The organism is Blautia sp. OF03-15BH (assembly GCF_003463065.1).
Lineage (GTDB): Bacteria > Bacillota > Clostridia > Lachnospirales > Lachnospiraceae > Limivivens.
The window spans coordinates 258,562-284,702 of the sequence record NZ_QSCM01000001.1 but is presented as its reverse complement, the minus strand read 5'-3'; the positions used below and the strand labels follow the sequence as shown (position 1 = coordinate 284,702).

The following is a 26,141-nucleotide window of genomic DNA, read 5'->3' as shown; positions in this document are numbered from 1 at the left end:
GTTGTTATTGCAGCGTATCCTGAAGGGCATCGAATCCTTCTTCACCGGTACGGATCTTGACTACATTTTCAATATCGTAGACAAAAAGCTTTCCATCACCGATCTGACCGGTATAAAGAACGGCTTTGGCGGTGTCGATGACGGTCTGTACCGGAACGGCACTGACTACGATCTCGATCTTTACCTTGGGCAGGAGACTCATATCCATCTCGACGCCGCGGTAGTAAGCAGAAGCACCTTTTTGCACACCGCAGCCAAGAACGTTGGTAACGGTGACGCCGGTGACACCAATGGCATTCATGGCGTGCATAAACTCTTCCAGTTTGTTCTGGCGGGTGACGATGACCACCTTGGTGAGCTTATGCGTACCCTGGGAGCCCTCGGAAGGAGAAACTTCAACAGGAGCCTGGGTGGCGGATGCGGTACCTGCGGAAACCTTGGTGACACCGGTCATCGGAGCAGGAACCGGACCGACGTTATCATGAACGGAGAAACCGGCATAACTGCTTGCGATGCCGTGCTCGACGATATCAAGACCTGCGATCTCTTCCTCAGCGGGAACACGAAGACCGATCGTGTGTTTCAGAACCTGGAAAACGATCGTCATGGTAACGGCAACCCAGGCAATAACACAGATAATGCCGAGGATCTGGATGCCAAGGAGATGGAAACCGCCGCCGGTGAAAAGTCCCTTCCATTCGGTACCGGTTCCATCAGAGAAAAGACCGACGGCCAGAGTGCCGAAAAGACCGTTGAGCCCATGGACACCGACTGCCCCGACCGGATCGTCTACTTTCAGGACTTTATCAACAAATTCAATACCGAAAACAACGACGAAACCGGCCAGGATACCAATGATGGCAGCAGAAGTCGGAGAAACGGTATCGCAGCCTGCAGTGATGGCTACCAGACCGGCCAGGGTTCCGTTTAAGGACATGGAAACATCTGGCTTTTTGTAACGGACCCAGGTGATGATCATAACGGTACAGGTGGCAACAGCAGCTGCCAGGTTGGTGGTGACGAAGATCTTGCCGGCGGTGACGATCGCTTCTCCTTCCATGCTGACAGTGGAGCAGCCGTTGAAACCGAACCAGCAGAACCAGAGGATGAAAACACCAAGGGCACCGATGGTCAGGTTGTGGCCGGGAATGGCTTTTGGCTTGCCGTTTTTGTCATACTTTCCAATACGGGGACCAAGGATCAGGGCACCGATGAAAGCGGCTACGCCACCGGCCATATGAACAGCGGCAGAACCGGCGAAATCATGAAAACCGAGCTGGGAAAGCCAGCCGCCGCCCCAGATCCAGTGACCGGAAACCGGATAAACCACCAGACTGATGATCAGGCTGTAAATACAATAAGAAAGAAATTTGGTACGTTCTGCCATGGCACCGGAAACGATGGTGGCAGCAGTTGCACAGAAGACGGTCTGGAAAATGAGAAAAGCCCAGAAAGGAACGCCGTCAGGTGTCATGGCTGTTCCATAATTGGCTTCCGAGGCGATACCGCCGATCTGACCGAAGAAGCCGTTGCCGGCTCCGAACATGATACCGAAACCGACGAGCCAGAAGACGGGGGTTCCGATACAGAAATCCATGAGGTTTTTCATGATGATGTTGCCGGCATTTTTTGCACGGGTGAAGCCAGCCTCTACCATGGCAAAACCGGCCTGCATGAAGAAGACCAGAGCGGCACCTACAAGGACCCAGATTGTGTTTACTGCTGAGAATTCCATAATTTTCTCCTCCTTTTTGTTGACCGGCATGTCTGAAGAGAAAATAAAAAACGCGCTCTTTCCACCTGGAAAAAACGCGCCCTTACGTTTCTGGTCTGTCCAACGACAAAACCGGTCTTATGATAAACAAAAGGCGCTCCGGAAGTCTTCCAGAACGCCTTTGCTCTATGGCTTTGTATTATACACGAAAAAAGGAAGTTGTCAAGAAGAAATATTTCTATGCAGAAAAGATGTTGTCAATTGTCCGGGTTTATACTAGAATGAACGCAGATAAGCATTCCCCCGCTTCAAGTGCGCGGAACACTAAGCGGCGGGTGAGGGGGATGCTTATGTCAGTGGGAGTTGAAAGCTCCCACTGACAGATCGCGAAGCGGATTGCGAATGTCCGCTTTACACAGAGCCGGACAAAATAGAAAAATTCGGTAAAAAGGAGTAAAAAATGGCAGAAATACAGTGGAAAGGAGCAATCTTTGATCTGGATGGCACTCTGTTGGACTCCATGGGAGTCTGGAGCCAGGTCGATATTGATTTCCTGAAAAAAAGAAACCTTGCTGTACCGGAGGATTACATGCAGAAGATTGCAGCGATGGGGTTCCCGGAAGCGGCAAAATATACGAAAGAGCGGTTTGGTTTTCCGGATACACCGGAGATGCTTGTGAAAGAATGGCGTGAGATGGCAAGAGAGGCGTATGCCTTTCATGTGACCTTAAAGCCGGGTGTGAAAGAATATCTGGAACTGCTGAAAGAGCAGGGCATTCCCATTGCAGCAGCGACTTCCGGCGACGGAGAGCTTTTTGTACCCTGTCTGAAACACAATGAGATCTATACGTATTTTGATGCTTTTGTGACGGTGGCAGAAGTGGAAAGAGGGAAAGGTTTTCCGGATATCTATGAAGCGGCAGCAGAACGGATCGGTGTGGCTCCGGCGGACTGCATGGTTTTTGAAGACCTTGCAGCAGGGATCCGGGGGGCACGGGATGGCGGCTTCGGGACGACGGGAATCCTGGATGACTGCTCAAAAGAAGAGTGGGAAAACATCCGGAAAACGGCAGATCTCGTTATCCATGACTTCACAGAACTTCTGTAAACAGAAAAACAGCAGGAGATTTTACATAGATTTTACATAATACCGGCGTTGATTTAACATAAATTCCGTATAATACCTCGAAACCATGCGAAGATGAATGAATCGAGGGAGGAATTTATAACTTATGGATTTTTTTAGTATAATCACACTTCTTGGCGGGCTGGCACTGTTTCTTTATGGAATGAATGTGATGAGTGACGGCCTGGCCAAAATCTCCGGTGGAAAAATGGAGCAGATCCTGGAGAATCTGACCTCCAATCCTATCAAGGCAGTGCTTCTTGGAGCCGGTGTAACAGCAGTGATCCAGTCTTCATCCGCTACAACGGTTATGGTAGTCGGTTTTGTAAACTCCGGGATCATGAAACTTTCTCAGGCAGTCGGCGTTATCATGGGTGCAAACATCGGTACGACTGTGACATCCTGGATCTTAAGCCTTTCCGGTATCGAAAGCAGCAATTTTTTTATTCAGCTGTGTAAACCGACCACTTTCGGACCGGTACTGGCTCTTATCGGTGTGATTCTTGTCATGTTCTGCAAGAGTGAGAAAAAGAAGGATGTAGGAGCGATCCTTCTTGGCTTTTCCATTCTGATGACCGGAATGGAGACTATGAGCGGAGCGGTAAAACCCCTGGCAGATGTGCCGGAATTTACCGGTATCCTGACCCACTTTTCCAATCCGCTTTTCGGTATGCTGGCAGGAACACTTCTGACTGCCGTGATCCAGAGTTCCTCTGCTTCCGTAGGTATCCTGCAGGCGCTCTGCGTGACAGGTGCAGTCAGCTATGATGTGGCACTTCCTATTATCATGGGTCAGAATATCGGTACCTGTGTGACGGCTCTTCTTTCTGCAGTAGGAGCCAGCAAAAATGCAAAACGGGCAGCTATGGTACATCTTTACTTTAACATCATCGGAACGACCATTTTTATGCTGCTGTTTTATTTCCTGCATCTTTTTGTTGACTTTTCATTTATGTCTCAGGCAGCAGGTCCGGCAGGTATCGCAGTGATCCACAGTATGTTCAATATTTTTGCGACGCTTGTTCTTCTGCCCTTCTCCAAAGGACTGGAGAAGCTGGCCTGTCTTACCATCCGGGACAAAAAAGACAGCCAGACAGTGGAAAAAGTGGATACAGACTTTCTTGTACTGGACCAGCGTTTTCTGGAAAAACCGGCTTTTGCTATGGAGCAGAGCCGCCATGCGGCAGCCAAAATGGCAGAGTGTGCAAAAGAATCTTTTTCAGCGGCACTGTCCCTTCTTGGGGGTTATGAGGAAGAAAAAGCTTCTTTTATAGAAAATACAGAAGAGAAAGTAGACCGTTACGAGGACGAACTGGGTACCTATCTGGTGAAACTGAATCAGAAAGATCTCAGCAGCCGGGACAGCCATGATCTGTCCATTATGCTTCACTGCATCGGAGATTTTGAACGTATTTCTGACCATGCGGTGAATATCCTAGGAGCGGCAAGGGAACTGGATCAGAAAAAACTGGCTTTTTCTGACGAAGCACTGGCAGAACTGAATGTCCTCTGCCGGGCAGTGAAAGATATTGTAAAAACAGCAGTGAGTGTATTTGAAGAGAAAGATACGGTTCTTGCCGGTAAGGTGGAACCGCTGGAAGAAGTTATCGATGAATTGAACCAGGAAGTGAAAAAACGTCATGTGCAGCGTCTGAGAGAGGAAAAGTGTACCATTGAAATGGGCTTTATCCTGTCAGACATCATTACCGATCTGGAACGGGTGGCAGACCACTGTTCCAATATTGCCGTCTGTATTCTTCAGGTGCAGGAGGATTCTTTCGATACGCACAGTTATCTGGAGCAGGTAAAATCCCAGAGCAATGAAGAATTCCACCGGATCGTGGCACAGGAGAGGGAACAGTATGTTCTCCCGTAAGCGAGGAGGAAAATTATGATTTTTTGTGTGGAAGATGACCGAAATATCCGGGAACTTCTTGTCTATACGTTGAGTACTACCGGATATCAGGCACAGGGCTTTTCGTCCGGAAAAGAACTGTTTCAGGAACTGAAGAACAACCGCCCGGAACTGATCCTTCTGGATATCATGCTTCCGGGTGAGGATGGTTATGCAATCCTGGACAAACTGAAATCAAACAACTCCACAAAGGAGATCCCAGTGATCATGGTTACGGCCAAGGGAGCTGAATTTGATAAGGTAAAAGGTCTGGACGGGGGTGCGGACGATTATATCACCAAGCCCTTCGGTATGATGGAGTTCCTTGCGAGAGTAAAAGCCGTGTTAAGGCGGAGCGGTCAGAAACAGGGGGAAAAGGAACTGAACTGCGGTCCGATCACCATTCTGGTGGAACGGCATGAAGTACAGGAAAACGGTCGTCCTGTGGAATTGACACTGAAAGAATTTGAAGTTCTGAAATACCTGGTAGAGAACAAAGGCATCGTACTTACCAGAGACCAGCTTCTCGGCCATGTCTGGGGATATGATTTTGATGGAGAGACCAGGACGGTGGATGTCCATATCCGTTCACTCAGACAGAAGCTGGGAGATGCCGGTACTTTGATTGAAACCGTCCGTGGAGTCGGATATCGGATCGGAGAGCTGAAATGAGGAAAAAAATGCTGAAAAACGCCAGTTTTCTGGTGATCGTTGCAGTATTTTTGTCGTTTCTCACAGCCAGTCTTGTCATGTATGAAAAGGTACGGGAGGCAGTGAAAAGCAGCATCCGGGACGAGGCAGAGTATGTGCGCACGCTGATGGATGCAGCTAGGGAACCGGGAGCAAGCGGGGACGTTTATCTGGTGTCTACCGTCGGTCAGACGACAGCAAACCGGATCACTCTGGAAGATCCGGAAGGAACGGTTCTCTATGATTCAGAAGAAGATCCGGCAACCATGGAAAATCATGCGGACCGTCCGGAATTTGTGGAAGCACAGGAAAATGGCTCCTGTGAGATGGTCCGTTATTCCGAAACACTTTCCAGGCAGACGTACTATTATGCCGTGCGACTGGATAACGGTGAGATTCTTCGTGTGGCAAGGACAACTGACAGTGTATTTAAAACATTGTTTTCCGGCACACTGATCCTCGGTGCTGTGGTTCTTCTGGTCCTTCTTTTTACCCTCTGTATCATCACGGTGCAGACGGGGAAGATCATGAAGCCGATCAACGAGATGGATCTGGAACATCCTTTGAAAAATGTGGTCTACGAGGAAATGCGGCCTTTGCTGGTGCGTCTGGATGAACAGAAGCGGCAGATCGCGCAGCAGATGGAAGAACTAAAGGAAGCGGGAGAAGTCCGAAAGGAATTTTCTGCCAATGTTTCCCATGAACTGAAAACACCGCTCATGTCCATTTCCGGTTATGCGGAGATCATGGAAAACGGTATGGTAAGACCGGAGGACATTCCGGAATTTGCGGGAAGGATCCATCATGAGGCCACGCGGCTGAAGAATCTGGTGGAGGATATCATTGAACTTTCCAAGCTGGATGAAAACAGCGGAGAACTGCCCCTTGAAACCGTGGACATCGGTGAAATGAGCCGGGAAGTGCTGAAAAATCTGGAACCGCAGGCGGATAAAAAAGAGCTTGCTCTTATTTTCACCGGAGAAGATACGAGAACGATCCGTGGGAATTACCGGCTGCTTTATGAGATCTTTTATAATCTGACGGATAACGCGGTGAAATACACAGAAGCGAAGGGAAAAGTCCATGTGGACCTTCGGGAAGTGCCGGAGGGCATTGCCTGGAGCGTGGAGGATAACGGGATCGGCATTGCAAAAGAAGACCAGGAACGGATCTTTGAAAGGTTCTACCGGGTGGATAAAAGCCATTCCAGAGAGACCGGAGGAACGGGGCTTGGGCTTTCGATCGTGAAGCATGCAGCTATGGTTCATCAGGCAAAGATCCGGGTGGAAAGTGAAAAAGGAAAAGGAACGAAGATCGCGGTTCTTTTCAAAAAATAAAAGTAACTGTTCAGAGCCAGCCTCCAAAATGCTTCGCATTTTGTCGGTGTGGCGTATCCGCCAAATAGATTTCCATGTAAAAGTGTTCATTCATGCAAGCATGATTCACACTTTTGCATGAAAATCTGCTTGGCTCTGAACAGTTACAAATAAAAAAGCAAGTCTATGGCAGGATCGCTGCATAGGCTTGCTTTTTTATCACGGTTTTTTCGGGAAACGGATGGTGCGGGGGATCCGGATGCCGTCATTTTCGTCATCAGCGAAATAAACATTCAGAACATCGTCATCATCAAAATCCGCATCCTCCTCTTCGAAATCTTCATCCTCTTCAAACAGGAAATCCACATCTGCCGGTTCATATCCGCTGACATCCAGCCGGCCGTTTTCATAAAGCTCACGGACCAGTTTTTCAGCCAGCTTCTCATCGGCCTGAATGGCGAAATCACGGTCGGAACCAATGAATTCCAGAACCTTTTCTTCTTCGTAATAAGTAGTGCCGGTCACTTCTGCCACAGACAGATATCCGTCAGAAAAATCCTTGTATAATACACGCATAATGAAAATTCCTCCTTCAGGTAAAAGTTTCGGATCAATGCTTCAGTTTCATTATACCTTTTTTGCACGAAATGTCACGCTCTTTTTGTCAAGGCCGAAAAGTTTCTAAAATTTTGGCGAAAAACGTATACTTGAAAATCAGATGGTGAATGATCTTACTGTACAGACGAACAGCTTGTATAGGAGGATGAAACCATGGCTCTGAATAAAGTAGAGATCTGCGGCGTCAATACGGCCAGGCTGCCGCTTTTGAAAAATGAGGAGAAGGAAGCACTTTTTGAGAGGATAAAAGAAGGAGATCTGGAGGCAAGAGAACTGTATATCAAAGGAAATCTGCGACTGGTATTAAGCGTGATCCGCCGTTTTGGAAGCAGCAGCGAGAATGCGGATGATCTGTTTCAGATCGGCTGCATCGGACTGATGAAAGCCATTGATCATTTTGATCCCACATTGAATGTGAAATTTTCCACGTATGCGGTGCCGATGATCATCGGAGAGATCCGCCGGTATCTCAGAGACAATAATTCCATACGGGTCAGTCGTTCACTCCGGGATACGGCTTATAAAGCCATTTATGCCAGAGATGGCTATGTGAAGAAAAATCTGAAGGAGCCGACCATCATGGAGATCGCAGAGGAGATCGGTATTCCAAAAGAAGAGATCGTTTACGCCATGGATGCGATCCAGACGCCTATGAGTCTTTATGATCCGGTTTATACAGAAGGAGGTGACACGCTCTATGTCATGGATCAGATCAGCGATAAAAAGAACAGGGAAGAAAACTGGATCGAAGTGCTTGCTTTGAATGAGGCAGTAAAAAAGCTGACAGAACGGGAACGGCAGATCATCCGTCTGCGTTTTTATGAAGGAAAGACACAGATGGAGGTGGCAGGCTTTATACGGATCTCTCAGGCACAGGTCAGCCGGCTGGAAAAAAATGCGTTGAGAACACTGCGTCATTATCTGAGATAAGCTGACAAAAAGTTCACAAAACCTTCCGGCCTTCTTCATAATTTAGACATATTTTGCCATTATATTAAAGGTGCAACAAAGATATTCTTTTTCATACTTTCTCCTAAATCATATTAGGAAAGCCGCCCGGAGCAGAGTAACCGCGAACTCTTTCTCCCGGCGGCTTTCTTTTTGTCTCAGACAGACCGTTTGCCGTGTGTCTGTGGCGTGTTCTGAAAAAGTGTGTTATAGTGTTAGAAAAATCAAGGAGGAAGTGAAGATGAAAGTAGGAATTGTGGGAACCGGAAAAATTGTCCGGGAATTTCTGGAAATGCAGAAAACACAGGAGCGGATCGAGGTGACATCACTGGTCTGCCGCCCCGGGAGTGTGGAAAAAGGGCGGGAACTGCAGGAAATCTATCAGATCCCGGCTCTTTATACCGATTATGAAAGCTTTCTGAAGGAAGCAAAGATGGATGCGGTATATCTTGGAATCGTCAACCAGATGCATGCGGCTTATGCGGAAAAAGCGCTTCTGGCAGGTCGGAACGTGATCAACGAAAAGCCTTTCACTTCCACGGTGAAGGAGACGGAGAAACTGGTTTCGCTGGCAAGAGAGAAAAAGCTGTTTCTGCTGGAAGCGATCACACTTCTTCATTTTCCGAACTATCACTGGATCCGGGAACACATCAGGGAGCTGGGAAAGATCACAATGGTCCAGTGTAATTATTCCCAGTATTCCAGCCGCTATGACCAGTATCGGAAAGGGGAAGTGCTTCCGGCCTTTGATCCGGCTTCTTCCGGCGGTTCCCTGATGGATATCAATATCTATAACCTGCATTTTACGGCAGGGCTTTTCGGGATGCCGGAGAAGATCCATTATTATCCGAGAATCGGATTCAACGGGATCGATACTTCCGGAACGGCAGTGCTGGAATATCCGGATTTTCATGCGGTGCTTTCGGGAGCCAAGGATTCGGAGAGTCCGGGATATGCAGTCATTCAGGGAGAAGACGGCTATATCCGGGTCAATGGTATTCCGAGCCAGGTGGCAGAGCTGACGGTTTTTGCCGGTGGAGTGACCAGGACTTTCACAAAAAATCAGAAGAGACACCGGATGGTGGATGAAATGCTGGAGTTTGACCGGATTCTGACAGAAGATGACCGGGAAACAGCAGACCGGCTTCTGGAGCACAGCCTGACGGTCATGAAGCTTCTGGAAGCAGCCCGTAAAGACGGAGGAATCCATTTCCCGGCGGATGAAGGGTAAACTCATTCACATTTTTTCCGGCATTCTTTTTCATCGATGTCTACCAGAATGATATCCCGGCCGATCTGGCAGACCTGCTGCCAGGGGATGATATATTCCGTATCCCGGCCGAGGACGCAGCAGAACCGTCCGGGACCGGGGATGATCAGTGCGAGGATGCAGCCGTTTTTCTCATTGATGAGAAGATCCATGACGCAGCCTAAGGAAGCACAGGTACGGATATTGATGACTTCTTTCTGACGGAGTTCCAGAAGGCGCAAACGAGATACCTCCGGAGTTATTCCTTCTATAATATGCGAAAAAAGTCGCAAGTATGCATTGACACCGTTTCGCAGATTGACTATACTCAAAACTATGGAGAGTAGCGGAATGTACGATAAGGAGGAAACCTATGAAATGCCCTTACTGTAATCAGGACAACACACGGGTTGTGGATTCGAGACCGGCAGATGATAATTCATCGATCCGTAGAAGGAGGCTCTGTGATGCCTGCGGCAAACGATTCACAACTTATGAAAAGGTAGAGACCATTCCACTGATCGTGATCAAAAAAGATCAGACCAGGGAGCAGTATGACCGGAGAAAGGTGGAGGCGGGTGTACTTCGTGCCTGCTATAAAAGACCCATCCCGGTGTCGGAAATGAATGAGCTGGTAGACTCTGTGGAGACCGAACTTTTCAGCCGGGAAGAAAAGGAGATCGACAGCAAAGTCATCGGTGAGATCGTTATGGAACGGCTGAAAAACCTGGATGCCGTGGCATATGTACGGTTTGCTTCTGTTTATCGGGAGTTTAAAGATGTCAACACTTTCATGGATGAACTGAAAAAAATACTGAGCTGATCTATTGAGCGGTTGACATTTTGTGACACGCTGTGCTAAAATTAACGTTAAAATCTGAAAGTGAGGAAGGATAAGAATGGGTAAGATTATTGGCGATGGTATTACTTTTGACGATGTGCTGCTTGTGCCGGCATACTCTGAAGTAATTCCGAATCAGGTAGACCTGACCACATATCTGACAAAGACCATTAAGCTTAACATTCCGATGATGAGCGCCGGTATGGATACGGTTACAGAGCATCGGATGGCGATCGCTATGGCACGTCAGGGAGGAATTGGTATCATTCACAAGAACATGACCATTGAAGCACAGGCAGATGAGGTAGATAAGGTGAAACGTTCAGAAAATGGCGTAATCACAGATCCTTTTTATCTGTCACCGGAGCATACACTGGCAGATGCCAATGACTTGATGGCCAAGTTCCGGATCTCTGGCGTACCCATTACTGAAAATGGAAAACTGGTAGGTATCATTACCAACCGTGACCTGAAATTTGAGACAGATTTCACCAAGAAGATCAAAGAATCCATGACTTCTGAAAATCTGATCACTGCCAAGGTAGGCATCACTCTGGATGAGGCAAAGAAGATCCTGGCAAAAGCACGAAAGGAAAAACTTCCGATCGTGGATGATAATTTCAACCTCCGTGGTCTGATCACTATCAAAGATATTGAAAAACAGATCAAATATCCCCTGTCTGCAAAGGACGCACAGGGCCGTCTGCTCTGCGGAGCTGCAGTAGGTATCACTGCCAATGTTCTGGATCGTGTGGATGCTCTGGTAAAAGCTCACGTAGACGTTGTTGTTCTGGATTCCGCTCATGGTCATTCTGTCAATGTACTGAACTGCGTGAAGATGATCAAAGAGAAATATCCGGAGCTTCCGGTCATTGCAGGAAATGTGGCTACCGGCGAGGCAACCAGAGATCTGATCAAGGCTGGTGCGGATGCTGTCAAAGTCGGTATCGGACCCGGTTCTATCTGTACTACCCGTGTGGTAGCAGGTATCGGTGTTCCGCAGATTAGTGCCGTTATGAACTGTTACGAGGTTGCCAAGGAGTATGGTGTTCCCATCATTGCAGATGGCGGAATCAAATACTCCGGTGATATGACCAAAGCAATCGCAGCAGGTGCGAATGTCTGCATGATGGGTTCCATCTTTGCAGGCTGTGACGAGAGCCCGGGAACCTTCGAGCTTTATCAGGGAAGAAAATATAAAGTTTACCGTGGTATGGGATCCATCGCTGCTATGGAGAATGGAAGTAAAGACCGTTACTTCCAGAGCAATGCGAAGAAACTGGTTCCGGAAGGCGTGGAAGGACGCGTTGCCTATAAGGGCAGTGTAGAAGATACCGTATTCCAGCTGATGGGCGGTTTAAGAGCAGGTATGGGTTATTGCGGAACTTCTACGATCGAAGCACTGAAAGAGAATGGCCGTTTTGTTAAGATTTCTGCCGCTTCTCTGAAAGAGTCTCATCCGCATGATATTCACATCACCAAAGAAGCACCGAACTACAGCGTAGACGAATAAGAATCATTGTGAAAGATCAAGATGCCGTGCAGAGCAGATCCGTTCAGGTCTGCCTGCAGGGCATTTTTTTCTTCATAAAAAATTCAGAGTTTTCTGCTGTCTTTTTGAGATAAAGCCATGTATACTGAGAAAAGAACTGTGGGAAAAGGTTTGCTCTGATGAAGAGACAGTTCTGGCAGCACATGCCTGAAGGAGGAAAAATTATTTGAAACAGGAATTAAAAAATGCTTATGAAAAAATCAGTACAGGGACAGAACTTCGTGCCGGACTGATTGAAATAAAAAATCTTCTGAAGGAAGAGAAAAACAGGAGAGAACTGGCATATCAGCTGGGAGGCGATTTCAAGGTCCTGACCCGCTGTCTTTCCGATGGAGATCCCAAGGTGCGGAAAAACGCGGCACTGGTTCTCGGAGCCATGGAAAGTGATGATCTGGTACGGGTGCTTTTGAATGCCTATAAAAAAGAAGATACTCTTTTTGTAAAAAGTGCTTATCTGAAAGCTCTTTTGAATCTGAATTATGAAGAAGAGCTTCCTTATTTAAAGGAACGGTTACAGGAACTGGATCAGGAACCGGTAACAGAAGCGAATCAGAAGCATATCCGGGAAGAGGCAGGTATGCTTCAGCAGCTGATCTCTCAGAAAGAGAAACGGAAAAAGCATACGTTTGACGGTTTTGACCGGCAGGTGGAAGTGATCCTTCTCACCAACCGGGAACAGAGAGAAGCTACAAGAAATCAGCTGAAAGAAGAAAAAGTGACCATGCTGGCAGGAGGCATGCGTTTCTTCACCTGTGATCTGGAGGCAATACTTCCGATTCGGACCTGGAGAGAACTTCTCTTCCCGGTAAAAGGTTTGAAAACCGTCAGCGGAACACCGGAAAACGTGGCTTCACAGCTGGCAGCGCCTGTGCTGGAACAGTTGAAAAGCCTTCATACAGGCGGAGGTGCCTTCTACTTCCGTACAGAGCTGAAGAGTCCGACGGCTCCGGAGAAAAAGGCCTCCTGGGTAAAAGTATTTTCTGCAGCACTGGAGAAAGCTTCCGGAAGAGAACTGGTCAATTCCACTTCGGACTATGAAGTGGAGCTTCGTCTGATCGAAGGAAAGAATGGCGGATTTGTACCGCTTTTGAAGCTGTTTACGCTGAAAGACGGCCGTTTCTCTTATCGGAAGGAAAGCTATGCGGCAGCTATGGCTCCTGTCCAGGCAGCTCTTCTTATGGAACTTTCCAGACCCTGGTTTGTGGAAGGCGCACAGGTCCTGGATCCCTTCTGCGGCGTGGGAACACTTCTGGTGGAGCGTGTGAAAGCAGGAAGTGCCGATCCGCTCTACGGACTGGATATCAATGAGGAGGCTGTGCTGAAGGCAAGAGTCAATGCGGAGGCGGCCGGTATCACGATCCATTACATCAACCGTGATGTCCGCGATTTCCGCCATGAATATCTGTTTGATGAGATCATTTCGGATCTTCCGCTTACCGGACGCAGCAGAAATCTTCTGGAGCTGAAGGAACTCTACCAGGCGTTTTTTGCACGGGTGCCGGAGCTTTTGAAAAAAGGCGGCCGTCTCTTCCTTTACACTTCGGAAGAAAATGCTTTTCACAGTGCTTTCAGGGAGAGTAATGGTCTGAAGCTGTTGAAATCTTTCCTGATCCAGGAAAAAACAGGAAGCCGGCTTTATATCCTTGAATACGAAGGGTAGTTCTTAAGGTTTTCTGAAATTGCTCCGTATGGGTTGTAAAATAAAAAAAGTATGTTACAATTATATTACAAAAAAATAACGGAGCGTACTATGAATTTATATGAAGCGATTTATGCAAGGCGGTCTGTCCGGGCTTACCGGATGGAGCCTTTAGACGATACAATTTTAAAAGGGATTCTGGATTTTTTAGATGAAGTCGAGCCGCTGTTTCCTGATATACGCACAGAGATCCGAATTGTGGATCGCTGTACGGGAAAGAAAAAGATCGGTGGCCTTTGTAATGTAAAGGCGCCTTACTATGCGGTGCTTTATTCGGAACCAAAGGAAAAAAGTGATATGAATGCAGGTTTTCTCATGGAACAGCTGTCCCTGTATCTGGAGACCAGAGGCATAGGAAGCTGTTTTGTGGGAATGGCAAAGCACCGGGATAAGGAACTGGAAGCGAAGGGCTTTGTCCAGAAGATCATTCTTGCTTTCGGCATGCCGAAGGATCCGAATAAATTCCGGGATAAGGAGCCGAAACGCATGGCCCTGGATGAACTGTGCGTGTATAAGGAGCCTCCGAAGGCCTGGGTCAAAGAGATGCTGGAAGCAGCCCGTCTGGCGCCATCCAGTACAAACAGCCAGCCATGGCGCTTTGTAGTCTATGAGAACCGGATCCATGTGTTTTCCAAAAAGCCGCTGGGAGAGCGGAGTCTTCTGAATCCGTTTACCGAACTGAATTTCGGGATCATGCTGGCGAATGTGATGGTGGCAGCGGAAGAGGTATGGATCGATCTGGATCTGATCAAGCTGAATAATATCACGCATAAATCCATCCCGAATAATCAGTATGTTATCAGTATTTTGTTAAAAATATAAATTTTCAAAAAAGTTTTAAAAAATGCTTGACATTCTGGAAATCTCATGATATTATATACCTGTGCTTGAGGGAAAACAAAGAACCTCAGAGAAGAGCACAGAAATGCGCGAGTGGCTCAGTTGGTGGAGCGCGACCTTGCCAAGGTCGAGGCCGCGGGTTCGAGTCCCGTCTCGCGCTTTTTTTATGCCCTGAAATCGGTGCTATTCCGGTTTTGGGGTATATTTTTTATGGTAACCATGCAGAATTGTTATTTTTCATAATATATGGTTTGTGATAAAATAATGCAGAAATCGATAGAAGAGAGGTAAAAGACAAATGAAACTGTTGTTGATCCGGCACGGAGATCCGGATTATGAAATCGATTCTCTTACCGAGAAAGGCCACCGGGAAGCACAGCTTCTTGCGGAAAAAATGCAGCATGTGCCGGTAAAGGCTTTTTATGTGTCCCCGCTGGGAAGAGCACGGGCAACGATCGACTATACGCTGAAAAAGACCGGAAGAGAAGCAACGATACTGGACTGGATGGAGGAATTTCCTGCAACACTGAATCCGCAGGAATCAATAGGGCTGAAAAATGCTTACGGGACACATAAAAATACAGTGAACCGGGTGGTATGGGATATGCTGCCGGAGTACTGGATGAACCATCCGGAACTTTGTACGAAGGACGGCTGGAGAACCTCAGAAGCTGCTCTTATGAGCGGTATGCCGGAGCTTTATGACAGAGTGGCAAAAGGGTTGGATGAACTTCTGGCATCTCACGGATATTGCAGAGAGGGAAAACTCTATCACACGGAAAAAGGAAATGAGGATACCATTGCTCTCTATTGTCATTTTGGTGTCAGCTGTGTGATGCTGTCTTATCTTTGGGGAATTTCACCTTTCAGTTTATGGCATTCTCTGATGATGGCACCTACTTCTGTGACAGAACTGGTCACGGAAGAAAGAGAAAAGGGAAAAGCATATTTCCGTGCAACACGAATCGGAGATGTTTCTCATCTGTATGCAGGCGGTGAAGAGCCTGCCTTTGCAGGACGATACTGCGAAACTTATGACAACTGGGAGGAAAGACATTAAATGAAACTGCTTTATGAATTTGGAGTGATCATGGCTGTAACATTTCTGGGTGAGATCTGTCATGCGGTTTTACCGCTTCCGATCCCTGCCAGCATTTATGGCCTTCTTCTGATGCTTTTTGCATTGTGTACAAAAATTATCAAACTGGAACAGGTGAAGGTGGCAGGAGATTTTCTGCTGGATATTATGCCTCCGATGTTTATTCCAGCAGGCGTCGGTCTTCTGACGGCATGGCCGGATCTGAAACCGGTCCTGATCCCTGTACTGGTGATCACCGTTGTTGTAACCGTCGTTGTTATGGTAGTGACCGGCCGGGTGTCTCAGCGGGTGATCTGGCTGACAAAAGAAAAAAGTGAGGAGGAGAGTGAAAAATGACCGCTTTTTTGGAAGAATCTTTATTTTTCGGTATGGCAGTGAGCCTGATCGCTTACGGGCTTGGGCTTTTTCTGAAGAAAAAACTGAAGTGGGCATTTTTAAATCCCCTTCTTCTGTCGATTGTTTTTGTGATCCTGTTTCTGCAGGTCTTTCAGATCGACTATGAAACTTATAACGAGACAGCCCGTTATCTGAGTTATCTTCTGACACCGGCTACGGTTTGCCTGGCGATTCCTCTTTATCAGCAGCTGAAGCTTCTGAAAGAAAATCTTCTGGCAGTGGTCCTGGGCATCGTGTCCGGAGTGATCGCCAGCATGGGAGGTATTTTTGTTCTGGCACTTGCCTTTGGACTGAATCACGAACAGTATGTGACGCTTCTTCCAAAGTCCATTACCACAGCGATCGGTATAGGCGTTTCTGAAGAGCTTCATGGTATTACGACCATTACCGTTGCAGTGATCATTGTCACCGGTGTATTGGGAAATGTAATCGCAGAGCTGGTGTTCAAACTTTTCCGAATCCAGGAACCCATTGCCAAAGGACTGGCTCTTGGAACCTCTGCCCATGCCATCGGAACCTCCAAAGCACTGGAGCTTGGCGAAATCGAAGGAGCCATGAGCAGCCTTTCCATTGCAGTGGCAGGCATCCTGACGGTGGTTGGTGCTTCCATTTTTGCAAATCTGATTCCATAATAAAAAAATCCTCTGTCGTCAGACAGAGGATTTTTTTTAGGGGGTATGATCAAAATTTCGAAGCTTTCCTGTGAAAATCAGCAGATACCCTGAGCATTCATGGCATCAACAACTTTTTCAAAACCGGCAATGTTGGCACCGGCAACATAATTTCCTTTCAGACCGTATTTCTCAGCGGCATCGGAAATGTTATGGCAGATGTTGATCATGATCTGCTGAAGTTTTGCGTCAACCTCTTCAAAGGACCAGCTCAGACGCTCACTGTTCTGGGACATTTCCAGAGCGGAAGTGGCAACACCGCCGGCATTGGCAGCTTTACCCGGTGCGAAGAGGATACCGTTCTCTTGGAGATACTGGGTAGCTTCCAGAGTGGTCGGCATGTTAGCACCCTCGCAGACAGCGATGGTACCGTTTGCTTTCAGAGCTTTTGCATCTTCAAGAAGGAGCTCATTCTGTGTAGCGCAGGGAAGTGCCAGATCACAGGTCACACTCCATACGCCTCTGCCCTCATGATATTCAGCGTTAGGACGATAGTTTGTATACTCGGAAAGGCGGGCTCTTTTCACCTCTTTGATCTCTTTGACTGCATCCAGGTCGATACCCTCTGCATCGTAGATCCATCCGGTGGAATCACTCATGGTCAGAACCTTAACGCCCATCTCGGTTGCTTTCTCAGCTGCATAGATCGCTACATTTCCGGCACCGGAGATGCAGGCAGTCTTTCCTGCGATATCGATTCCGTTGAGCTTCAGAAGCTCTTTGGTGAAGTAAAGAAGACCGTAGCCGGTAGCCTCTTTTCTTGCAAGGGATCCACCGTAGGTCAGGCCCTTTCCGGTGAGGACGCCCTCATAGAGGTTGCGGATTCTCTTATACTGACCGAAGAGATAACCGATCTCACGTCCGCCTACGCCGATATCTCCGGCGGGAACGTCCGTATCTGCTCCGATGTGTTTGCAAAGCTCAGTCATGAAGCTCTGGCAGAAAGCCATGACCTCACGGTCTGATTTGCCCTTCGGGTCGAAGTCGGAGCCACCTTTGCCGCCGCCGATGGGAAGACCGGTCAGGGAATTTTTAAATACCTGCTCAAAGCCCAGGAATTTGATAATACTTAAAGTAACGGAAGGATGGAAACGGAGACCTCCCTTGTACGGGCCGATGGCACTGTTAAACTGTACGCGGTATCCGTTGTTTACCTGAACCTGTCCCTTATCATCTACCCAGGGAACACGGAACATGATAATGCGCTCCGGAGTGGTCAGACGCTCCAGAAGGGCATCCTTACGAAAAGCTTCTTCATTGGCTTCAATCACTACGCGGAGAGATTCAAGAACCTCTTTGACGGCCTGATGAAATTCAGGCTGGGAGGGATTCTGTGCTACTACTCTTGCAATGGTTTCATCTACATAAGACATTTATCTTTTCCTCCTTTATCGTGCTAAAGCACCTTGTCAAATTATAGCAGAAGAGCTCGAAAACGACAAGAAAACATTTTGTATGACTGTGATTCAAAAATGAATGACAGATGAATGAATCATTCCATATATGAATCTATAAAAAACGGTCTGGAATACTTTTCAATTGTAAAGAATTTCGAAAAAATCACCAGATAAATCTCCAAGGTTTTTGTTGCAAAGATTAAGCTTTCATTAACTTCCCGGACAGGCTTGCCAATTATTGGGATTTGTATTAGAATCAAAAGATAAAAATACAGTATTTTTCCATGAATGCATTGTGGAAGAAGCGAAAGAAGGGAAATATGACTGAGATCAAAGAGGCTCTCTTTGATGAAGAGCCGGAAAAAAAGGAAGAACCGGAAAAAACCGATCCGGATATGGAGCCTCTGTTTGGGCAAGAGGATAAAATAGAAGAAGCCGGGGAAAAGAACGGACAGACGGAAGAGCCGAAGGAAGAGCCGGAAATAAGAGAGTCAGAAAAAAACTCCGAAGAGGAGCCGCCAGCAGATAATGCTGCTGAGAAAGCCCCCAAAAAGAAGAAGTTCCTTTCCAGATTCAGAAAGAAGAAGGAGAAAGAACCAGCGGATGAAAGCACGCAGCCGGGCGAAGCTCCGGTGTCTGCCAAAGAGCAGAGTGAGGCAGCCGACACAGTCCGGTCGTCTGAAGGAGAAAATGAGGAAGAAGCTTCTGAACAGGAGCAGAAAAAGGAAAAGAGAGGCTTTCATCTTCCATTTAAAAAGAAACAGGAGCCGGAGGAACCGGAAGAGGAACCTTATGTGGAGATCCCGGTGTACTCCGATGCGGAGAAAAAAGCCGAACTGGAAGCGAAGGAAAAGCTGGAAAACGGTACGTATGTTTATAAGGGCCTGACAGAAGCCGAGGTGGAAAACCAGGTACACATGGGTCGTGTAAACCAGACCGGAGAAAATATTTTCAAGACCAATAAAGAGATCATCCGGGATCATACACTGACGTACTTTAACTTCCTGAACCTTTTCCTGGGAATCCTGATCCTGGTATCCGGTCAGTTTAAGAACATCACCTTTATGGGAGTTATCATCATCAATACCCTGATCGGTATCGTTCAGGAGATGAAGGTAAAAAAACTGGTAGACAAGCTGGCAGTGATCACTGCATCCAAAGCGGCTGTGATCCGTGATGGTGAGGTCAAAGAGATCGATATCCATGAGGTAGTCGTGAAGGATACCATGGTCCTTACGACAGGCAATCAGGTCTGTGCCGATGCGATCGTCATGGAATCTGACGGAATGGAAGTCAACGAATCCATGCTGACAGGAGAATCCCGTCCGGTGAAGAAAAATGCCGGGGACCGTCTCATGTCAGGAAGCTTTCTGACTGCCGGAAGCGGTGTGGTCCAGGTGGAATATGTGGGCGAAGACAGTTACGCTTATCAGCTCATGAAGAAAGCCAAGACCAAGAAGCGGGCCAGCTCTGAGATGCAGCGGACCATCAACCGGATCATCAAAGTGGTTGGTGCACTTATCATTCCTATCGGTATCATGCTTTATCTTTCCCAGAAGAATGCCGGAAGTGGTTTTTCCGACTGTCTGGTAGGTACGGTGGCCGGTGTGATCGGAATGATACCGGAGGGACTGGTACTTCTGACCAGTATTTCCTTTATCCTTGGCGTGGGCCGTCTGGCCAGAAAAAGAGCCCTGGTCCAGGAGATGGAAGCGATTGAAGCGCTTGCGCGTGTCAACGTACTCTGTCTGGACAAGACCGGCACAATCACAACCGGAAAACTGGAGGTTGTGGATGTCGTAGGGGTAGGAGATACGGAAAGAGCACAGGTAGAAGCGGTAATGAATGAAATGGCTTTTGCCTTTGATGATGTCAATAACACGCAGAGTGCTCTGATGAAATATTTCAAAAAGAGCAGCCGCTGGCGTCCTCTGGAGAAGATTCCTTTCTCATCAGACCGGAAATACCGGGCGATCCGTTATGACCAGGCAGGCTGTTTTGTCCTGGGAGCTCCGGAATTTCTGCTGGGAGAAGAGGAAAGAGAGCTTCTTCTCAAGGTGGATTCCTATGCAGCAGAGGGCTTAAGAGTCCTGCTTCTTGCCTCTTGTGATACCATCACGGCAGAGGATGGAATGGTATGGGGTGTAAAACCCATGGGACTGATCATTATTTCCGACTGCATTCGCGAAGAGGCACCGGAAATCTTCCGTTATTTTGAAGATCAGAATGTAAACATCAAGGTGATCTCCGGAGATAATCCGGCTACGGTTTCACAGATTGCTTTGAAAGCCGGTCTGAACGGAGCAGAGCATTATATTGATGCCAATGAGCTCCCGGAGGACTTTGAAGAATTGAAACAGGTGGTTGGTGATTATACCGTTTACGGTCGTGTAAAACCGGAACAGAAGCAGAACATCATCCGGGCTTATCAGGCAAACAAGGCAGTGGTCGGCATGGTCGGTGATGGTGTCAACGATGTTCTTGCCTTAAAGGATGCGGACTGCGGGATTGCCATGGCGGCAGGCAGTGACGCGGCCAAACAGGTGGCACATATCGTTCTTCTGGATTCGGATTTCTCCTGCCTGAAGAACATTGTCAGTGAAGGTCGTACGATCATTGCAAACATTGAGCGTGTGAGCTCTCTGTATCTGACAAAGACCGTCTATTCCGTGATCCTCTGTGTACTGTTTATCCTTCTGGCGAGAGAATATCCCTTTATTCCCATCCAGCTTTCCTGGATGAGTGCCATGGCTATCGGTGTTCCGAGCTTTTTACTGACGTTGGAGCAGAACGAAAGCATGGACGGCGGCGGTTTCCTGCGCCATGTTTTGCGGATCGCGCTTCCGCAGGCACTGGCTATGGTGGTGTGTCTTCTGACGATCCAGGTGCTGACACCTTTCTGGAACGACGATCCGACCATGACGTACATGTTCAACCTGCTGGTTGGCGGTACTGTGAGCTTTATGGTCGTTATCGAGGTCTGCCGGCCCATGAACTGGGTACGAAGGACGATGACTGTGATCCTGATCGGAATTTTCGCTCTTGGAATTATTCTGTTCCCCGGTCTTCTTGGGATCTATTCCATTTTCCGCTGGGAATGTGTATTTGCTCTTCCGATGATCTGTATGGTTCTGGTCGTTTCCAGAGCATTCAGGCAGCTGGTGATCCTCGCCTATCAGCTGAAAGACTGGGCGGCCGTGAAAATCCGTGGACTGATCGAGAAAGCAAGGGTGTGATACAGTGGTCAAACGCTTTATCGTGCGAGCACGAACAGCGTTTTGACTTTTATGTTCCAACTGATACCTGCGAATTGCTTCGCTGCAAAGCAGCTCCCGCAATTCTGCAAACATTCGAAATCCGCTGATTTACTGCGTAAATCGCTGCTTTCTCATGTTTGGCGGGTTCCAAGGTCAAACGCTTTATCGTGCGAGCACGAACAGCGTTTGACTTTGGAACCCTGGTATCATCATAAGGACTTCTGCATATGCTGAAAAGAAAGCATGTGCAGGAGTTTTTTTATGGCAAAAGTGGTGATGGATGCGGGGCACGGCGGCAGCGATCCCGGAGCAGTGTCTGATGGAAGAAGGGAAAAGGATGACAACCTGGCACTGGCGCTGGCAGTAGGAAGTATTCTGGCGGAAAATGGTGTAGATGTGGTTTATACCAGAACGGATGATACTTACGAGACACCCTTTCAGAAAGCACAGAAGGGAAATCAGGAGGGAGCGGACCTTTTTATCTCGATCCACAGAAACTCCAGTCCGGAAAAAGATCAGTATTCCGGCGTGGAGACCCTGTTGTATGATGAGTCCGGAATAAAGAAGGAGCTTGCTGAGAATATTAACAGAGAGCTGGCAAAAGAGGGATTTCAGAATCTTGGGATACGGGAACGCCCCGGACTGGTGGTCCTGCGGCGGACCAGGATGCCGGCAGCATTGATCGAGGTGGGGTTTATCAATACACAGGCAGACAATGAACTGCTGGATCAGAATTTTGACGGAGTGGTCCGGGCTATTGCTGACGGGATCCTGATGACGCTTCGGAAAAACGGGCTTCTTTCCGAAGAAAACAGAAGCACTGCCCTGGAGTATTCGGAGGAGCCGGACGGGAGTGAACACAAAAGCTTCCGTTACCGGGTACAGACCGGCGCTTTCCGGAGGGAGGAAAATGCCTGGAAACTTTATCAGAAGCTTTTGAAACAGTGTTTTCCGGCAGAGATCGGAAAAAACGAGGATTTTTTCCTGGTATGGGTGGGAAACTATGAGAAACTGGATAATGCAGTGAAAATGGAACAGAAGCTGAAACGTCTTGGATATGCTGCTTATATCACCAGGACGGACGAATCTTAATTTTATCTGAATATGAAGAAAATAGCTTTTTCTAATACCCGGGAAATGGTATGATAAGAGGCGGAATGATAGCAAAAAGGGGTAAAAGGAAAGAAGACATGCGAGAAGTATTTGCAGAAGTACCAAAAAAGAAAAACAGCCGGTGGAAAACGGCAACAGGGATCACTCTGATTCTGGTAATTTTGCTTCTGGGAGTGATCTATGCCTGTGGGATTCTTTATTTCAAGGATAAGTTTTTCACAGGAACCACCATCAATTCCATTGAGGCATCATACGACACAGTGGAAGAGGTGGAGCAGATCGTTGCTTCCCAGGTGGCAAAGTACCGTCTGCTGGTGAAAGAACGGGGCGGTTATGAGGATACCATTCAGGCAGCCGACATCGGTTATCAGTATGCGCCGGCGGGAGAGATCCGAGGCTTTAAGGAGGAACAGAAGGCTTATAAATGGCCGCTGATGCTGTTTCAAAGCTTTTCCTATGAGTTTGCGTCAGCAGCAACCTACAATACAGCAGAGCTGAAAACAGCAGTAGACGGGCTGACCTGTCTGAAGCCGGAGATGGAAAAAGCGCCGGAGGACGCAAAGCTTACCTTTAATGGCACCACCTATGAAATGAAAAAGGAGCAGCAGGGCCAGAAGGTCATCCGGGAAAAAGCGGAGGCTGCGATCAAAAAGGCCATTGAGACAGGAAAGACAACGGTGGATCTGGAAGCAGAGGATTGTTATGAAAAACCGAAGCTTACTTCCGGTGATCCGACGCTCCGGAAGAAATATGAGAGGCTGTATCATTACACCAGTGTCCGGGTAGTCTACGATTTCGGGGATAAAAAGGAAACACTGGACGGAAGTACGATCAATACCTGGCTGACGGTCGATGAAGACGGAACGGTTTCTCTGGATCAGGATGCCGTTGCAGAATATGTTTACAGTCTGGCACAGAAATACGATACGTATGGAAAAACGAGAAATTTTGAGACGCATGACGGCAGTTATGTGGAGGTGAGCGGAGGCGCCTATGGCTGGCTTATTGACCAGAATGCGGAGAATGAACAGCTGCTGTCCATTCTGAAGGATGGACGCCAGGTCGAGAGAGAGCCTGTCTATGCCCAGACGGCAGCCACCAGAGAAAACTGTGATATGGGGAATTCTTACGTAGAGGTAGATCTGAGCCGTCAGCATCTCTGGATGTACCGGGACGGTGTGGTGATCCTGGAAAGCGATTTTGTTTCCGGAGATACGTCCAAGGGAAACACCACCCCGGCGGGAGCTTATGCACTGTATTACAAAACTTCTCCGTTTGTACTGAAAAGTGATACACCGGGAGATTCCTATGAAACACCGGTGACTTACTGGATGCCTTTCAATGGAGGGATTGGCTTCCATGATGCGAACTGGCGGGGGGCTTTTGGAGGAAATATCTATACCTACAGCGGTTCTCACGGGTGCGTAAACCTGCCAAACTGGGCAGCTGCCCAGATGTACGAAAACATCGAAGCAGGCTATCCGATCATCTGCTATTACCGTTAGTCCTTGACAAAGAGATGAAAATCTCACTATAATACCTCAGACACAACAATGACAGCATTACAGGGGCAGACTGGAATCAGACGCTGCCTGCCCGCTGTCGAAAATGAAAAAGACAGGAGAAACAAGACTATGCTGGAAGAACTGGCAGAACCCCTGCTTTCCTGGTATGACGGCCATGCAAGGATCCTTCCCTGGAGGGAAGAGCCCACCCCGTACCGGGTCTGGGTTTCGGAAATCATGCTGCAGCAGACCAGAGTGGAGGCAGTGAAGCCTTATTATGAACGTTTTATGGAAGCTCTTCCGGGAATCCGCGAGCTTGCTGCCTGTCCGGAAGAGCGTCTCCTGAAACTCTGGGAGGGGCTTGGCTACTATAACCGGGTAAGAAATCTGAAGAAAGCGGCAGAAATCCTGGTGGAAGACTATGAAGGAGTCATGCCGCAGGAGTATGAGGCGGTTTTGGCTCTTCCGGGTATCGGCTCCTATACGGCGGGAGCAGTTCTTTCCATTGCTTATAGAAAATGTTATCCGGCGGTGGATGGAAATGTTCTGCGGGTTCTCTCCAGAGTGACAGAGGATGACAGGGATATCCTGAAGCAGTCCGTAAAAAAAGCAGTGGAGACAGAACTTCAGGCAGTGATGCCGAAAGACAGGCCAGGGGCGTTTAATCAGGCTCTGATGGAGCTTGGCGCGACCGTATGTGTGCCCAACGGACAGGCAAAATGCGAGGAATGTCCGCTGAAAGCCATCTGCCGGGGGCACAGAGACGGAATCGAAATGGAATTTCCGAAAAAAGCGGCAAAAAAGCCCAGGAGGCTGGAGGAGCGGACCGTGCTGGTCCTTTTAAGAGGGGAAGCCAGAGGGATCCGGAAAAGACCGCCGAAGGGACTGCTTTCCGGTCTCTATGAGCTGCCGAATCTTTCCGGTCATCTGAAACAGGAGGAAGTGCTGGAATATCTGAAAAAAGAAGGGTTTTCTCCGTTACATATCCGGAAACTTCCGGAGGCAAAACACATCTTCAGCCATGTGGAGTGGCAGATGATCGGGTATCAGATCCGGCTGGAAGACAGAGAAAACGATCAGAAAGAGCCTTTTCTTTTCGTAGAACCGGAACGGCTGGAACAGGAATATCCCATTCCTTCCGCCTTTGCGGCCTATGTGGATTTTCTAAGGAAAAAGAAATGATTGGAGGACAATATGAAAATTTTATCAGTGGCAATTCCCTGCTACAATTCTGAAGCATATATGAGAAAATGCATCGAATCCCTGCTTCCGGGAGGAGAGGATATCGAGATCCTTGTTGTAGACGATGGTTCTGCAAAGGATCAGACGGCTGCCATTGCAGATGCTTATCAGGAAAAATATCCGACCATCGTAAAAGCCATCCATCAGGAGAATGGTGGTCACGGGGAAGCGGTAAATACGGGTATCGCCAATGCCAGCGGCGTTTATTTTAAAGTGGTGGACAGTGATGACTGGGTGGATTCCGATGTCCTTCTGAAGATCATTGGTATTTTAAAAGAACTGATTTCCGGACCGGATACGGTTGATATGTTCATCAGCAATTATATTTATGATAAAGTGGGTCAGAAAAGAAAACGGATCATGCAGTATCGATCTGCCATGCCGACAGACCGCGTATTTACCTGGGAAGAGATGGGAAGCATGCGTATCGGGCATTACATTCTCATGCATTCTGTTATTTACCGGACAGGTCTTCTGCGAGAATGTGGTTTGAAGCTTCCCAGACATACTTTCTATGTAGACAATATTTTTGTGTTCCAGCCGCTTCCTTTTGTAAAAAACCTCTATTATCTGGATGCTGAGTTTTACCATTATTTTATCGGAAGAGAAGATCAGTCGGTTAATGAGAGCATTATGATCGGCCGTATCGACCAGCAGATCCGGGTAAACAAGATCATGATCGATTTCATGGCAGGCCGGAATATCAAGGGAAAACGACTGAGAAATTATATGATGAGTTATCTGGATATCATCACGACGGTATCATCCGTGCTGCTCCTTCGTTCCGGTACGGAGGAGAACTTTGAGAAGAAACAGGAGCTCTGGCAGTATCTGAAGAGAGCGGATCTGCGTCTCTATTACAAACTGCGCCGCAGCCTTCTCGGACGGACCATGAACCTTCCCGGTAAAGGAGGAAGAAAGGTTTCTGTTGCCGCCTACCGTCTGACTCAGAAATTTTTCGGATTTAACTAAAG

Annotated in this window: 22 protein-coding genes and 1 tRNA gene; 19 read left to right on the top strand and 4 right to left on the bottom strand. The window is 47.8% G+C overall.

All coding sequences use genetic code 11. The features are described 5' to 3' along the window. Positions 1-4 precede the first annotated feature (4 nt). Complete coding sequence (locus DXA57_RS01300; protein ID WP_117764098.1) at positions 5-1,735, bottom strand: ammonium transporter; 1,731 nt, start codon at positions 1,733-1,735, stop codon at positions 5-7. A 439-nt stretch (positions 1,736-2,174) separates the two neighbouring features. On the opposite strand from DXA57_RS01300, the gene DXA57_RS01295 reads away from it, so the two are divergent. The 4 genes from DXA57_RS01295 (at position 2,175) to DXA57_RS01280 (ending at position 6,761) form a co-directional block, all read left to right on the top strand. Then, positions 2,175-2,822 carry an HAD family hydrolase gene (locus DXA57_RS01295; RefSeq protein ID WP_117764097.1) on the top strand — a complete coding sequence of 216 codons (648 nt, stop codon included), beginning with the start codon at positions 2,175-2,177 and terminating at the stop codon, positions 2,820-2,822. 124 nt (positions 2,823-2,946) lie between these two features. Beyond that, positions 2,947-4,716: a Na/Pi cotransporter family protein gene (locus DXA57_RS01290; protein ID WP_117764096.1), complete on the top strand. Its 1,770-nt coding sequence runs from the start codon at positions 2,947-2,949 to the stop codon at positions 4,714-4,716. Between the two features lie 15 nt (positions 4,717-4,731). After that, entirely contained in the window at positions 4,732-5,406 is a 675-nt protein-coding gene (locus DXA57_RS01285; protein WP_117764095.1) for a response regulator transcription factor, read from the top strand. After that, complete coding sequence (locus DXA57_RS01280; RefSeq protein WP_117764094.1) at positions 5,403-6,761, top strand: sensor histidine kinase; 1,359 nt, start codon at positions 5,403-5,405, stop codon at positions 6,759-6,761. The genes DXA57_RS01285 and DXA57_RS01280 overlap by 4 nt, the downstream gene beginning before the upstream one ends. 198 nt (positions 6,762-6,959) lie before the next feature. Here the strand turns inward: DXA57_RS01280 and DXA57_RS01275 are convergent, their stop codons facing one another. Next, positions 6,960-7,316: a hypothetical protein gene (locus tag DXA57_RS01275; RefSeq protein ID WP_117764093.1), complete on the bottom strand. Its 357-nt coding sequence runs from the start codon at positions 7,314-7,316 to the stop codon at positions 6,960-6,962. A 195-nt stretch (positions 7,317-7,511) separates the two neighbouring features. On the opposite strand from DXA57_RS01275, the gene sigG reads away from it, so the two are divergent. Both sigG and DXA57_RS01265 read left to right on the top strand, forming a co-directional pair. Continuing rightward, positions 7,512-8,288, top strand: a complete 777-nt coding sequence (sigG, locus tag DXA57_RS01270; RefSeq protein ID WP_117764092.1) for an RNA polymerase sporulation sigma factor SigG — start codon at positions 7,512-7,514, stop codon at positions 8,286-8,288. Between the two features lie 259 nt (positions 8,289-8,547). Continuing rightward, positions 8,548-9,537, top strand: coding sequence for a Gfo/Idh/MocA family protein (locus tag DXA57_RS01265; protein ID WP_117764091.1), 990 nt, complete (start codon positions 8,548-8,550; stop codon positions 9,535-9,537). Positions 9,538-9,539: 2 nt separating this feature from the next. Here the strand turns inward: DXA57_RS01265 and DXA57_RS01260 are convergent, their stop codons facing one another. Continuing rightward, positions 9,540-9,797: a YlmC/YmxH family sporulation protein gene (locus DXA57_RS01260; protein ID WP_117764090.1), complete on the bottom strand. Its 258-nt coding sequence runs from the start codon at positions 9,795-9,797 to the stop codon at positions 9,540-9,542. Between the two features lie 131 nt (positions 9,798-9,928). Here DXA57_RS01260 and nrdR point away from each other — a divergent pair, with 131 nt between their 5' ends. From nrdR to DXA57_RS01220, 8 genes are all read left to right on the top strand, one after another. After that, positions 9,929-10,378 carry a transcriptional regulator NrdR gene (gene nrdR, locus DXA57_RS01255; RefSeq protein WP_117764089.1) on the top strand — a complete coding sequence of 150 codons (450 nt, stop codon included), beginning with the start codon at positions 9,929-9,931 and terminating at the stop codon, positions 10,376-10,378. Positions 10,379-10,454: 76 nt separating this feature from the next. Continuing rightward, positions 10,455-11,909: an IMP dehydrogenase gene (guaB, locus tag DXA57_RS01250; RefSeq protein ID WP_117764088.1), complete on the top strand. Its 1,455-nt coding sequence runs from the start codon at positions 10,455-10,457 to the stop codon at positions 11,907-11,909. A 205-nt stretch (positions 11,910-12,114) separates the two neighbouring features. After that, entirely contained in the window at positions 12,115-13,608 is a 1,494-nt protein-coding gene (locus tag DXA57_RS01245) for a methyltransferase domain-containing protein (RefSeq protein ID WP_117764087.1), read from the top strand. 90 nt (positions 13,609-13,698) lie between these two features. Next, positions 13,699-14,469, top strand: coding sequence for a nitroreductase family protein (locus DXA57_RS01240; protein WP_117764086.1), 771 nt, complete (start codon positions 13,699-13,701; stop codon positions 14,467-14,469). A 105-nt stretch (positions 14,470-14,574) separates the two neighbouring features. Further along, positions 14,575-14,647 (top strand) — tRNA-Gly (locus DXA57_RS01235). Positions 14,648-14,785: 138 nt separating this feature from the next. Further along, the gene (locus tag DXA57_RS01230; protein WP_117764085.1) at positions 14,786-15,547 is read left to right on the top strand and encodes a histidine phosphatase family protein; all 762 of its coding nucleotides are present in this window, start codon (positions 14,786-14,788) and stop codon (positions 15,545-15,547) included. Continuing rightward, the gene (locus DXA57_RS01225) at positions 15,548-15,922 is read left to right on the top strand and encodes a CidA/LrgA family protein (RefSeq protein ID WP_117764084.1); all 375 of its coding nucleotides are present in this window, start codon (positions 15,548-15,550) and stop codon (positions 15,920-15,922) included. Continuing rightward, a complete protein-coding gene (locus DXA57_RS01220) occupies positions 15,919-16,614 on the top strand; it encodes an LrgB family protein (protein WP_117764083.1) in 696 nt (231 codons plus the stop codon). Before DXA57_RS01225 ends, DXA57_RS01220 begins: the two co-directional genes overlap by 4 nt. Before the next feature lie 77 nt (positions 16,615-16,691). Here the strand turns inward: DXA57_RS01220 and gdhA are convergent, their stop codons facing one another. Continuing rightward, the gene (gene gdhA, locus DXA57_RS01215; protein WP_117764082.1) at positions 16,692-18,026 is read right to left on the bottom strand and encodes an NADP-specific glutamate dehydrogenase; all 1,335 of its coding nucleotides are present in this window, start codon (positions 18,024-18,026) and stop codon (positions 16,692-16,694) included. A 344-nt stretch (positions 18,027-18,370) separates the two neighbouring features. Here gdhA and DXA57_RS01210 point away from each other — a divergent pair, with 344 nt between their 5' ends. From DXA57_RS01210 to DXA57_RS01190, 5 genes are all read left to right on the top strand, one after another. Next, positions 18,371-21,286, top strand: coding sequence for an HAD-IC family P-type ATPase (locus tag DXA57_RS01210; RefSeq protein WP_243005675.1), 2,916 nt, complete (start codon positions 18,371-18,373; stop codon positions 21,284-21,286). Between the two features lie 282 nt (positions 21,287-21,568). Then, on the top strand, positions 21,569-22,399 hold the full coding sequence (locus DXA57_RS01205) for an N-acetylmuramoyl-L-alanine amidase (RefSeq protein ID WP_117764081.1): 831 nt from the start codon (positions 21,569-21,571) through the stop codon (positions 22,397-22,399). A 98-nt stretch (positions 22,400-22,497) separates the two neighbouring features. Beyond that, positions 22,498-23,925, top strand: a complete 1,428-nt coding sequence (locus tag DXA57_RS01200) for a L,D-transpeptidase family protein (RefSeq protein WP_158571206.1) — start codon at positions 22,498-22,500, stop codon at positions 23,923-23,925. 129 nt (positions 23,926-24,054) lie between these two features. Next, positions 24,055-25,107, top strand: coding sequence for an A/G-specific adenine glycosylase (gene mutY, locus DXA57_RS01195; protein ID WP_117764079.1), 1,053 nt, complete (start codon positions 24,055-24,057; stop codon positions 25,105-25,107). Between the two features lie 12 nt (positions 25,108-25,119). Next, entirely contained in the window at positions 25,120-26,139 is a 1,020-nt protein-coding gene (locus DXA57_RS01190) for a glycosyltransferase (protein ID WP_117764388.1), read from the top strand. Positions 26,140-26,141: the final 2 nt, after the last annotated feature.